We start from the raw sequence: 12242 nt of genomic DNA, 5'->3' as shown, positions 1-12242 counted from the left end.
GAGTCCGACATCTCGGCAATACCCTTTTGAGGTCCTGCAATTTCCCTTGCAGGACCTCTATTATTTTAAAATTCTTTTTATTCATATATATCATAAGTGTGTTTTTTCATTCCCCTTCGACTTTCTCCTTTTCCAACTCTCAAAAAAACTCTTGGACACGTAACTTAAAAATAACGTTTATCATATTGTGAGATATACATGTTCAAAGGAGTGTAACTATTTATGTATACTTATTGGCAATCGTATTACTCCCCTTATCATATCACTAATGGAAACTTCGATTCATTTGTACGAAATTACCGAGTTAGTAAAAACGAAAACTTTCTAAAAGGATATATGCGTTCTTTATGGGAACAACACGTTGCTTGGACACGATTAGCCATTATAGGCATCATCTTTAACTTGCCCGACGTAAACGTTACCGTTGGACGTCTTCTACAAAATGCAACACACATGGGGCTATCACTTGAACCATTCTACGGAGAAAATGCAGTGAAAAAATATAGTGCATTAATTAAAGACCACTTAACAATCGCTGCTGACCTTGTTAAAGCCGCAAAAGCTGGTGATCAAAACGCAGCGGCCGCTATAGAAAAGAAATGGTACGCTAATGGAGACGAAATTGTTGAGTTTCTAACTAGTATCAATCCGTATATAGAAAAAGAAGAATTTAGAAAAATGTTTTATGAGCATTTAGCGTTAACAAAAGCGGAAGCACTTGCCTTCCTAAATAAAGATTATGATGCCAGTGTAAAACTATACGATAAAATTGAAAAAGAAGCATTAGAAATGGCCGACATGATAACAAACGCAATCGTAAAACAATTTCCGCAAGTATTTCAATAAAAATAAGCCGATTTGAAAAAACAAATCGGCTTATTTAGTTTTCTATCAATGATATTTCACCACTCCTCTTTACATTTAACGTATATCGATATATTTTATTAATATCCGTTTTTTATAGGAGGAAATAGTTTGATTAACGCAATTGGTCTCGTATTTATTCTCACAAATAAGCACGAGAAAAAGAAGAAAGTTTATCTGAATGAAAAATTCGCATTAATAGACATTATTGATTCTAAAGAAGTATTTGATGATGAAGGTAACTCATTAGTAGAACTAACATGTAAATACAGCATATACTTAGATGAAAAATACTATTGTAAATCTCTCGATGATTATACTGGACAAGTATTCCCCTTCTTAAGCGCAAAAATAGGAAAGGGACTTCTTAGAAACTTAAATTATTACTTTTCTTACGTTGATGCCTATGATAAAAAACCACCTGTTAAAGAAATAAGACCTCTTATGAAACAAGTAACTAACAGATAGCGGACAGTATTCAAAAAGAAAGCACCTAACTTCAGATGCTTTCTTTTTTTGAATCAGTAACTCTCTAACTTTCATCTCCTTCTAAATATATATACCCAAGCATACTTTAAAATAAAAACATTGGAGGATTAGGCTGAATGAAATATTCAGAATCAATCGTAAGTAAACGGCTTCGAAAACTTAAAACAACTGGTATGTTTTTTATACTATTTTTAATCGCATGGCTTGGATATACAAAATTCCTTTATGGAAATGGTTTTCTTCTAGAAAAGAAAAATTCAGTTGAAGTAATGAATACTAGCGTTACTGGAGAAATAGAAAAGAATTTCGATGTAAACTTACAAGGTTTTCGTAAAACGAACCTTGATACACTTATAGATGCTAGTAAAACCGATCCTAGCGAACTATCCTTAATTGAACTTATCAACACATCTTGTTCTAAAGATTGCATTGGCGAACCTTTAACTTACGTTAAATCAAACCACGGATATATCTTTTATAAGGAATCTAATGGTACTAATGTAGCTTTAAAGATTATAAAACAGGATTCATGGGAAATTGAAAAAAAATCTGTTCAAGATGGAATTTAAAAGGTTTATACACAAAAAGAGTACTTACTTCAAAGTACTCTTTTTAAAATATTACCACTTACGACATTTATCATCATCGTCGTCACGTTTACGATTGCGACGGCAATCATCACAATCACAGTCACGTTTACGTCTACAACCACAATCATCACAATCTCTGCGTCTACATCTTCCAAACATTAAATCATCCCAAAATCTATTACAATCTCTGCGTCTACAACCACAATTATTACACATGAATATGACTCTCCCCTCAATAGCGTTCATCATATTCTATGTTTAAAAACGTAAAAAGGCTTGTTTACTAGTCTATTTTAAATGTATTAATTTGGCATAATTTGAATCTATATTACTAATTTATCCCTATACTTCCTTCTGCGCTTCCACTGCCCCATTCAACCGCTGCAACATATACCCAATTCCTTTACACCCTTCTAATGGATATGTAATGATTTCTTCTGGATATAGCTTCGTCACAACTTTTTTATGCTTCTTCCCTGCAAGTAATACTATTTCATCAAACTGAAGTAAATCTTTATCAATCATCTGTTGTTTTAATTGATCTATGCTAATAACCTCATTACTATTTGAATCAAATGCAAGATCATAATTTTCCTTTACAATATCATGTGGTCTTAAGAATCCATGCTTTGCTGATAATATAACCCAATTCTCGAAAAACTCAGTTGCATACGCCTGACATGCTTTTCCGAATGGACTAATATATACATCTTTTGCCTCTGCCTCTCCGTAATCTGAGTACTTATCCCAAATTTTCTTCTTTCCGCATGGAATTATGCATAACCTTTTCATCGTTATTTCTTACCTCGATTCTATATTTCTTATGAAATATCAATTTTTCAGTACATTTTTTTACAGAATACTATATACTTATCTCGAAAGATAAAATTACATTATCTCCTATATTTGGTTTAATTTATTTCAGAGCAGTCTATTAAGCATATGTATTATTACATAAACACACCGTACTAAAGTCACTTTCATACATCATGCAGACTCCTCATCCTTTAGTGAATTTGTAAAGATTTCGTAAAATCAAGTACACTTAATCTCCCAATCTCTATTCAATAGTACAATATATAAATGTAGTATAAAAAGGAGGTGAACAACTATGAAAAATATACTCCCAGCATTATTAGCTTATATTATTGTTTGTATCATCGCGATTATCATTCCAGCATCTGAGGGCTATAATACTGTAGGTTGGAAATTCTTTGTTGGGCAAGCGTACGCAATACCTATTTTCATTATTGCTGCTATTATCACATTTTATATAAATAAGAAACGATCTTATGAATAAATGATAAGAAGGATAGCTATTGCTATCCTTTTTTATTTCCATCCAATAGGCTCTTCTGTAATTTTATAATAAAAAGGACAAGTAGCCAATATGACTACTTGTCCTTTCTTTTATCCATACTCAATAATATTAAGCTTGGAATGTTTCTGTTAATACAGGAACGATTTGTTTTTTACGAGATACAACACCTTTTAAAGTAGCTGTGTTGTTTTGTAATGTTACGTTGTAAGCTTTCTCAACAACGTTTGTTGCTTTACCAATCGCAAGACCAACAGAATCGTTAGTTAAGATATCAGTTACAACGAATAAGAATAGGTCTAAACCTTTTTCTTCTACTACTGCAGTGATAACTTTTTCAAGTTCCGCTTGGTGTACAAGAACGTCGTTTGTATCAACAGCGTTTACTTGTGCGATTTCAACTTTCGCGTTACCCATTTGGAATTCTTTAGCGTCAAGGGAGATTAATTGCTCCATTGTTTTTCCGCTTAAATCAGCACCAGCTTTTAACATTTCTAAGCCGTAGCTATCTGCATCTACACCAGCGATTTCCGCTAATTCACGAGCTGCTGCTACGTCTTGTTCTGTGCAAGTTGGAGATTTGAATAGTAAAGAATCTGAAATGATTGCAGATAACATTAAACCAGCAACTTCTTTACGAATTGTAACGCCATTTTCTTTGTACATTTTGTTTAAGATTGTAGCTGTACATCCAACTGGCTCACAACGGTAGTAAATAGGATCGCTTGTTTCAAAGTTAGCAATACGGTGATGGTCAATAACTTCTAACACACGAACAGATTCGATATCGTTAGCACTTTGTTGACGCTCGTTATGGTCAACTAAAATAACGTTGTCCACTTCGTTTGCTACTGTCTCAACAAAACGCGGTCCTTCTACTTTAAAAGAGTCTAACGCAAATTGAGTTTCACCACTGATTTCGCCTAAACGTACAGGCTCAGCATTCATTCCTAATTCTTTTTTCAATTCTGCATAAGCAATCGCAGAACAAATTGCATCTGTATCTGGGTTTTTATGCCCGAAAACTAGTACTTTTTCCATGTTTTCCACCTCTTCATGAAAAGGATATCTTAAAGAAGCAAATATGACAATATTTTAGACACATTTTTTTATAAATAATTGCAGTTTCTTCTATATTTTTCATAAAAAAATCATCTAAAATGAATTAGATGATCAAAATGTATATTAAATTTAAAATAGTGTAGGAACTTGCACTACATTGTTAAAAGCAAAATTGGAATTTAAACCATTATTCACAAGGTTCACATCAATAACTTGATAAAACGCATTTCCAGTGTCCGCAATCTCCCAAACAGCTAAAATAAGATGGTAGCCACTACGGTCAGTTGGTACATTTGCTTCATGCGTTACTGTTGTCCCCGGTCTAACTCCGCCATCATTTTTCACATAGAACGGCACTAAATCTAAACTAGGCCTTGTTAAAGGCATATTTGGATTCCAATCCTTCTTTGTAATGTAGTATTTCCATTCTTTCGTACTATGAGGAGCGGTTAGTTTCCACTTGAATGTATTCATCCCGCCGTTTAACGTAACTTTCTTCCACCTATCAACTGCTTGAACGTCTAAAGCAGGAAAATGGCCAGCTCCTGCGATTTGTCCATCAGAAGGTCCTAATTGCGGAAAACCCCCTATTCCTTCTACACTTTGTGGTTCATATTGAACTGGACCGCAATTTACATTTACCCCTTGCTTACATAAATAAGATCGGCTCGCTGGTGATTCTACATACCCATGAGCTGAAGCCTTTTCTGAAAATCCAAATGTTAATAACCCCGTAAGTAATATCCCGCCACTTAATATAACCTTCTTCACCTTTTGTAAACTTGTCTTTTTCATTCTTTCATCCCCTTCCCAAAAATGAAATGAAAATAACTATAGTTGCCTAGTCATCTTCTCTACATCCATTATAAGTGGAAGAGTATTACTAAAAGAACCCTCTAAAAACTTTCTCAAATTCAATTAGTATATTAAATAAAGTTTATTGATACATTCAAATAACACCGCTAGAAAAATATAGACGGTGTTAAATATACTCAATTAAACCATTCGTTTATAAATAAATTACGAAATTGGCAAAGGTAGTCTAGTTATCGAATAGCCCTCTTCCTCTCAGATTTGCGGAAACAGGCTCCTTTCCTATTTCACGTGCCCATATAGATAACTGGCCGATATGGTGGATTTCATGGACAATGACATGACGTATTATCTCTCCGTGTGTACATTCAATGACTCGGCGCCTGATTGGGGCGTCTCTAGAGCTAATCGGTTCTTCATTGAAATCAGTTTCTGAAAGTTTCCGAGAATCCATTTCATTTGTCCAAGATGTCACAAATGGCTTCACTTTCTCGTGATATTGAGCTGAGAGATTTTTTACTTTTTGCAAGCTGGCATACTCTTCAAACAATGGCTCCTCAGGCACTGGTTCACCTCGCAAACCTAAGATCCACATATATTCCACATCTACAATGTGAAATAGGGTATGTAGTATACTGCCGAACCCACCGACCCGTTTCTTTAATAGTTCTTCATCCGGCATGTCTTCGCACAATGTAAACCACTCATCACGAACTTGCCAGTTATATTGAAACAGTTTCAACATCACAGCAACCTCCATCTTTTAGATTAACATTTAATATTCACCAAAAGATTTCAAAATTCCTATTTAAATAATACCTCTTATAAACCTATTAAAACCTTATACAAATTGGCCCTCAAATTGAACATTCAATATGAAGTTAATGAATGAAAAGAAAACCCCTATTATACAGGGGTTTATCAATCTTTTTATAAATCAATACTCAGACCTAATAACAACTTCGTGGTTTGAAAACATCCCTCTTTTTAAATAAAAATACTAAATCATTTTATAATAAATAACCGTTGCATCTAACTCACCATTCGGAGAAATTGCATATTCAGGTATTTTTCCAACTTCTTGATAGTCTAATGATTTATACAATCTATTGGAAGGGTCTCCTTCTCTCGTATCTAGTACTAAAAGAGACCGTTTTTCTTGTTTTGCTCGCTCCTCTGCTTTTTGCATGAGTAAACGTCCAATACCATTACGTCTAAAGTTTGGATGAGTCATTAACTTGCAAATTTCAGCTCTATGTATCCCATTAGGCTTTGTAACTAAATGTAATTGAATACTCCCTGCCACTTCATTGTTTATTTTAGCAACATACAATATCACTTCTGGTGCTAATACAGTTTGCCAATAATTTGTTGCTTCTTTTTGTTCCAGTGGAGGTAAAAAACCAATTGACGCCTCATCATTTACTACAGTTTTCAACAGTTCAGAAAGCTCTTCAATGTCTTCATCAAGTCGTTTAATTTCTTCTATTACTATACTTCGCATTCCTTTTCCCCCTTTTGTTTCATTGTAACAATTTTTAAAGCAGGAATAATGAAATACTAAGATGAAATTATTAAATATATGATTTTTTAGAGAAAGGATACCTATATGAAGTATATATTAGATAGGAAATATGCAAGAGAATTACTCCAGTGGGCATATGAGCAAAACCCAGGTCCGTGGTTCGATCATTCACGTAATGTTGCCCTTGCAACTGAAAAGATAGTTATTGAACTTATTAATAATGGGTACGACCTAGATGCTGATATAGCATACAACGCTGCCCTCCTGCATGACATAGGAAGATATAAAGGTTTTACTAAATCTGTTATTCATTCCTATGATGGTTATATGTATATGAATGATTTAGGGTATACAGGAAACGCCATTATATGTGTGACGCATTCATTTCCTTGCAAAAATGAGCATTTAGATATCGCGGCAGAGTGGAGCATTGTTCCTGATTATATGGAAAGCCGATTAATTGAAATATTGAATGAAAACAGTGACTACGACTTATACAATAAGGTGATTACCCTTTGTGACGCACTTGCTGATGCGGAAGGCTTTACTACTCTTGAAAAAAGATTGGTTTCAGTTGGTTTACGTCATGGCACAACCTCTCATACTTCTTTACATTGGAAGGGATTCTATGCAATTAAGAAAGAATTAGAATCTTTAATTGGTAAGAGCATATACACACTTCTCCCTAATATAGAGACATCGATTTATAAAAATATAGAATATTAAAATGGGATTTGACTTGATAGAACATAAAGGTAACTTTGATTTTGGATATGAAGATATTGCGGGTATATCTCGGAAATGTAAATTTTCTAATTGTTCGCATACAAATGAACCACACTGTGCAGTAAAAAAAGCTATCTCTGACGGCATACTTTCTGAAGAAATATTTAATAGTTTTTATAGAGATTTAAACGAGGCACACTATGTTTCTAAACAGAGTAATAAAACAAAAGCTATCGACTATATGAAACAATTGAAACTCTTTCAAAAAAATTAGACTAAACTAGAAAGTCCCCCCTTAAAAGAATATTTTAAGGAGGGCTTTTTCTTGTTTAATGACTTTGATGTTTCAATTCCACCAGACATTCTTGTACTAAGGTTACTGCCTGACTCATTGCAGCTCCCCCAGCAAACGCGGCTGAAACACCACAAGCTTCTAAAATTTCTTTATCAGAACATCCTTGGTCAATACAGCCCTTCGTATGATAAATCGTACAATATTCGTCTTGTGTTGCTAAACTAATCCCTAATGCAATGAGCTGCTTTTCTCTTTTAGTTAATGTACCCTCCTGAAAACATGCTTGTGTAAAAGCGTTATATGTTTCTGCAATTTCAGGGATTTGTTGCGTAAAATTCCCTATACCTTCTTTATAATCAAGTAATACATCATTTATAGAGCCATATTGTTGATTTTCCATCGTATATCCTCCATTCATTTTATTCACACTTACTTTAGTATGAGATAAAATGAATGACCTATACAAATATTTACTTTTAAAAATAGAATGAATTTTCAGTTTATTTTACTTTTAAATTTGCACATCTACAGTTTCAGCCCATTATCTACTGACACTTTTTCTTTAGAATTTTTCCTTTCAACCTCTTTATTTCTTTCTTCCCAAAATGTTAAACCTTCAATTCCCACATTTTTAGGATCAAACACTGGATCTTTCCCTTCTTTTTTCTGCGTTTCATAATCTTTTAACACTTTTAATGCCGTTTTACTTAATAATAGAATCGCGATTAAGTTTAACCATGCCATACTACCGATTCCTAAATCTCCAAGGTTCCATAATAGCGACGCTGATTCTACGCTACCGATGTAAACCATAATTAAAAACCCAATTTTCAAAACTGGTTTTAACCAGCTATATTTGAGGTCACGATCTAAATAAGTGAGTGTCGTTTCAGCGATATAGTAGTACGCGAGTAAAGTTGTAAATGCAAAAAAGAAGATTGCGATTGAAATAAATAATGGACCAAATCCTGTCATAACAGTTTCAACTGCTTGTTGTGTATAGATTGGACCTGCATCTACATTTCCCATATTCTTTACAATAGCGCTTTTCCCTTCAGGTATTACATTATACATACCTGTTATTAATATCATAAGAGCTGTCGCTGTACATACTACAATTGTATCAATATATACAGAAAACGCTTGAACTAGCCCTTGTTTTGCAGGATGAGATACTTCAGCAGCAGCGGAGCTATATGTCGCTTCCCCAACACCAGCGACGTTTGAAAATACAGCACGCTTTACTCCCCATGCAATAGCTGCGCCGACGATGCCGCCAAACATTTCATTTACACCAAAAGCACTTGAGAAAATTAAAGCAAACATACTTGGAATTTCCGTTACATTCGCAATTAATACGATACATGTAACAATTACATAACCAATTGCCATAAATGGAACTAGCATTTGAGAAACGCCCGCAATTCTCTTTACGCCACCAAAAATGATAGCTGCTAATACTACGACTAACAATATACCAGTTATATATTTGCTAATACCATTAGAATTTTCAAATCCAACTGCGATACTACTCGATTGAATACCTGGTAATAAAACGCCATATGATAGTGTTACAACGACCGCTACAATGACCGCAAACCATTTCATTTTCAAGCCTTTCTCAATGAAATATGGCGTACCACCACGGTATTCATTGCCTACTTTACTTTTATATACTTGTGCTAATGTTGATTCAATAAATGCACTAGCTGCTCCTAATAATGCCATCACCCACATCCAAAATACAGCTCCAGGTCCGCCGAAAGCGATAGCTGTCGCTACTCCTGCGATATTACCAATTCCAACCCTACCTGATAACGCCAAACAAAATGCTTGAAAGGATGATATCCCAGTCTCCGAGCTCTTCCCTTCAAATAATAGTTTAATCATCTCCTTAAAATAGCGAATTTGTAAAAAACGAGTTGCAATTGTGAAATACACTCCTGCTCCTAATGCGAAAACAACTAAACCAATACTCCAAACTTGCCCTACTAACCATTCTACTAACTGCTCCATCCAAATCCCCCTTATAATTCTTTTGAAAAAGCAATTTTATATATAAGAAAACGGACAACTATTATTAAACCTTCCAGTTGTCCGCATCTCTCATTATTTCATCCCTCTATTTATTAACAGTTAGACTCTCTATTACTTTATATTTACCCAAACACTTTTCACTTCTGTATAGTTATCAAGGGCGTATGAACCTAATTCACGTCCGATACCAGATTGCTTATATCCACCAAATGGTGCAGCTGCATTTTCTAAGTTATAATCATTAATCCACACTGTTCCTGCCTTTAATTTATTGGCAACTTGATGTCCGGTTTTAATATTTTGTGTCCATACGCCCGCAGCAAGCCCGTAAGACGAGCGATTTGCTCTTTCAATTACTTCTTCTGTCGAATCGAACGGGAGTACAACGACAACTGGTCCAAAAATTTCTTCCTTAACGATTGTCATATCGTCTGTAACATTTGTGAATACTGTTGGCTGTACAAAATAACCTTTTTCAAATGCACGTTTACCACCAGCTGCAACAGTAGCACCTTCAGCTTTTCCTTGTTCAATGTAATTTAGCACACGCTCTTGTTGTTTTTTAGATACGAGCGGTCCCATTTCAGTTTCCGCCTCCATACCTGCCCCTAGCTTCACGTCATTCGCCATTTTTACAAGTTCATTTACGACTGTTTCATAATGTTTTCGGTGGACAAACACGCGAGAGCCTGCACTACAATTTTGACCATGATTATACATAATACCTTGGAACGCACCGTTAATCGCTTCTTCTAAGTCAGCATCTTCTAAAATGATGTTTGGTGACTTACCACCAAGTTCTAACGTTACATGTTTAATTGTTTCTGCAGATTGACGCATAATATATTTCCCTGTAACTGTTGAACCTGTGAAAGCTACTTTATCAATATCATGATGGTTTACAATTGCCGATCCTGCTTCAGGACCGAAACCTGGTACAAAGTTTACGACACCATTTGGAAAACCAGCTTCTTTAAAAAGCTTCGCTGTATATAGTAAAGATAAAGGTGTTTGCTCTGCTGGTTTTAATACAATCGTACAACCCGTCGCAAGAGCGGCTCCCATTTTCCAAGAAGACATAACGAGCGGAAAATTCCACGGGATAATTTGACCTACAACGCCAACCGGTTCATGGCGTGTGTAATTTAAATAATCTTTTGAAATTGGAATGGTTTGCCCAATAATTTTTGTAGCCCATCCCGCGTAATAGCGGTAATTTTCTACAGTCGCTGAAATATCATCATCAAGTGCTACTTGATATGGTTTTCCATTATCTAAAGCTTCCAGCTGTGCTAATTCTTCTCTATGCTCTTCAATTAAGTCTGCTAATTTATAAATAAGGTGCGCTCTTTCAGCGGTAGTCATTTCTGCCCAAGGTCCTGATTCAAATGCAGATCTTGCTGCTTTTACTGCGACATCAATATCCTCTTCTTGCGCTTCACATACGACAGCCAGAACATCTTCTGTTGCTGGATTGTATGTCTCAAATGTCTTCCCGCTAATGGAAGGAACAAATTCACCATTAATAAACATTTTAATTTCTTCATTTAAAAACGCTTTCACTTTTGGTCTCAGCTCAATGTTTGTCGTTAACATATATGATCTCCTCCTTATTTAAACAGCTGCATGAGCTGCAATTTCTAGTAAAATAGCTTGAAGCTTTTGATCTTCTTCTTCAGTTAATCCTAATCTCGGATAACGTGAAGGTCCTCCGACTTGCCCGTGTAATTCCATTGAACGTTTAACGATTTGCACATACTTTCCTGATCCTTCAAGAAACTCACAAAGAGGTAAAATAGCATCGTTCATTTCCCACGCTTTTTCTAATTCACCATTTTGAAAATGCTCATACATTTTCGTAACGAGTCCTGGAACGATATTTCCGGCTACTGAAACCCATCCCGATGCACCAACTAAATAAGATTCCATAACTAAATCTTCAGATCCGCAGAAGACTTGGAAAGCACCTTCACCTTGTCTTACTAAATCTCTCGCTTTTCGAATATCTCCGCTAGATTCTTTAATATGTGTAACATTTTCACACTCTTTTCCAATACGGAGCATTAACTCTGTGCTCATATCAACACCAGAAGTAAATGGATTATTGTATAGCATAATTGGTATATTTACAGCGTTTGAGATTTCTTTAAAATGAAAATAAATTTCTTCTTCTTTCGGTTTACAGTAATACGAGTTTATAATTAAGGCACAATCTGCTCCGTGCGCTTCTGCATGTTTCGTATATTCAAGCGTTTCTTTCGTCGTCTCCGCAGCAGTTCCAACAATAACTGGAATACGGCCATCAACTTCTTTTAATACTGTTTCTACCATGTTAAATCGTTCTTCTTTTGATAAACTAACAAATTCCCCCGTACTTCCATTAATAATAATTCCAGCTACCTTTTGCTCAATAAAGTAGTTTACGTTTTGTTTTACGCCTTTCCAATCAATCTCTTGAAATTCATCCATCGGTGTTATTAATACTGGAAATGCCCCTTTAATTTTTTGCATCTTTATCTCTCC

At 35.1% G+C, this 12242-nt stretch carries 16 protein-coding genes; 6 read left to right on the top strand and 10 right to left on the bottom strand.

The window, feature by feature from the left end; genetic code table 11:
- The first annotated feature begins 222 nt into the window (after nucleotides 1-222).
- The 3 genes from MHH66_RS12645 to MHH66_RS12635 all read left to right on the top strand — a co-directional run bounded on the left by MHH66_RS12645 (nucleotide 223) and on the right by MHH66_RS12635 (nucleotide 1922).
- Nucleotides 223-846 (top strand): hypothetical protein, encoded by a 624-nt coding sequence (locus tag MHH66_RS12645; protein ID WP_033709182.1) that lies wholly within the window; start codon nucleotides 223-225, stop codon nucleotides 844-846.
- A gap of 129 nt (nucleotides 847-975) precedes the next feature.
- Nucleotides 976-1332, top strand: a complete 357-nt coding sequence (locus tag MHH66_RS12640; protein WP_000606233.1) for a hypothetical protein — start codon at nucleotides 976-978, stop codon at nucleotides 1330-1332.
- A gap of 137 nt (nucleotides 1333-1469) precedes the next feature.
- Nucleotides 1470-1922 (top strand): hypothetical protein, encoded by a 453-nt coding sequence (locus MHH66_RS12635; protein ID WP_002012998.1) that lies wholly within the window; start codon nucleotides 1470-1472, stop codon nucleotides 1920-1922.
- 51 nt (nucleotides 1923-1973) lie between these two features.
- On the opposite strand, the gene MHH66_RS12630 is transcribed toward MHH66_RS12635, so the two are convergent.
- Nucleotides 1974-2159 carry a hypothetical protein gene (locus MHH66_RS12630; RefSeq protein ID WP_002085081.1) on the bottom strand — a complete coding sequence of 62 codons (186 nt, stop codon included), beginning with the start codon at nucleotides 2157-2159 and terminating at the stop codon, nucleotides 1974-1976.
- A gap of 126 nt (nucleotides 2160-2285) precedes the next feature.
- The gene (locus tag MHH66_RS12625; RefSeq protein WP_078185646.1) at nucleotides 2286-2735 is read right to left on the bottom strand and encodes a DUF6884 domain-containing protein; all 450 of its coding nucleotides are present in this window, start codon (nucleotides 2733-2735) and stop codon (nucleotides 2286-2288) included.
- A gap of 319 nt (nucleotides 2736-3054) precedes the next feature.
- Between MHH66_RS12625 and MHH66_RS12620 the strand changes: the two genes are divergently transcribed.
- On the top strand, nucleotides 3055-3243 hold the full coding sequence (locus MHH66_RS12620) for a DUF4017 family protein (RefSeq protein ID WP_002012993.1): 189 nt from the start codon (nucleotides 3055-3057) through the stop codon (nucleotides 3241-3243).
- 129 nt (nucleotides 3244-3372) lie between these two features.
- Here the strand turns inward: MHH66_RS12620 and ppaC are convergent, their stop codons facing one another.
- The 4 genes from ppaC to MHH66_RS12600 form a co-directional block, all read right to left on the bottom strand.
- Entirely contained in the window at nucleotides 3373-4302 is a 930-nt protein-coding gene (gene ppaC / locus MHH66_RS12615) for a manganese-dependent inorganic pyrophosphatase (RefSeq protein WP_061675057.1), read from the bottom strand.
- 150 nt (nucleotides 4303-4452) lie between these two features.
- Nucleotides 4453-5118 carry a lytic polysaccharide monooxygenase gene (locus MHH66_RS12610; protein WP_078185962.1) on the bottom strand — a complete coding sequence of 222 codons (666 nt, stop codon included), beginning with the start codon at nucleotides 5116-5118 and terminating at the stop codon, nucleotides 4453-4455.
- A gap of 247 nt (nucleotides 5119-5365) precedes the next feature.
- On the bottom strand, nucleotides 5366-5881 hold the full coding sequence (locus MHH66_RS12605; protein ID WP_016101259.1) for a DinB family protein: 516 nt from the start codon (nucleotides 5879-5881) through the stop codon (nucleotides 5366-5368).
- 255 nt (nucleotides 5882-6136) lie between these two features.
- Nucleotides 6137-6640, bottom strand: a complete 504-nt coding sequence (locus MHH66_RS12600; protein ID WP_002065767.1) for a GNAT family N-acetyltransferase — start codon at nucleotides 6638-6640, stop codon at nucleotides 6137-6139.
- Between the two features lie 105 nt (nucleotides 6641-6745).
- Here MHH66_RS12600 and MHH66_RS12595 point away from each other — a divergent pair, with 105 nt between their 5' ends.
- Nucleotides 6746-7387 (top strand): HD domain-containing protein, encoded by a 642-nt coding sequence (locus MHH66_RS12595; protein ID WP_078185961.1) that lies wholly within the window; start codon nucleotides 6746-6748, stop codon nucleotides 7385-7387.
- A gap of 1 nt (nucleotide 7388) precedes the next feature.
- Entirely contained in the window at nucleotides 7389-7661 is a 273-nt protein-coding gene (locus tag MHH66_RS12590; RefSeq protein ID WP_002012986.1) for a hypothetical protein, read from the top strand.
- A gap of 55 nt (nucleotides 7662-7716) precedes the next feature.
- On the opposite strand, the gene MHH66_RS12585 is transcribed toward MHH66_RS12590, so the two are convergent.
- The 4 genes from MHH66_RS12585 to dapA form a co-directional block, all read right to left on the bottom strand.
- Nucleotides 7717-8082, bottom strand: coding sequence for a carboxymuconolactone decarboxylase family protein (locus MHH66_RS12585; protein ID WP_002085063.1), 366 nt, complete (start codon nucleotides 8080-8082; stop codon nucleotides 7717-7719).
- A 125-nt stretch (nucleotides 8083-8207) separates the two neighbouring features.
- The gene (locus tag MHH66_RS12580) at nucleotides 8208-9698 is read right to left on the bottom strand and encodes an alanine/glycine:cation symporter family protein (protein ID WP_078185960.1); all 1491 of its coding nucleotides are present in this window, start codon (nucleotides 9696-9698) and stop codon (nucleotides 8208-8210) included.
- A gap of 132 nt (nucleotides 9699-9830) precedes the next feature.
- Nucleotides 9831-11315 (bottom strand): aldehyde dehydrogenase family protein, encoded by a 1485-nt coding sequence (locus tag MHH66_RS12575; protein ID WP_078185959.1) that lies wholly within the window; start codon nucleotides 11313-11315, stop codon nucleotides 9831-9833.
- Nucleotides 11316-11333: 18 nt separating this feature from the next.
- Nucleotides 11334-12230, bottom strand: a complete 897-nt coding sequence (gene dapA, locus MHH66_RS12570; protein WP_078185958.1) for a 4-hydroxy-tetrahydrodipicolinate synthase — start codon at nucleotides 12228-12230, stop codon at nucleotides 11334-11336.
- Between the last annotated feature and the right edge of the window lie 12 nt (nucleotides 12231-12242).

The sequence above is a fragment of the Bacillus sp. FSL H8-0492 genome (assembly GCF_038006145.1).
Taxonomy (GTDB): Bacteria; Bacillota; Bacilli; order Bacillales; family Bacillaceae_G; genus Bacillus_A; species Bacillus_A mycoides.
Note: the sequence above shows the minus strand (reverse complement) of the source record. Positions and strands in the feature narration are given on the sequence as shown.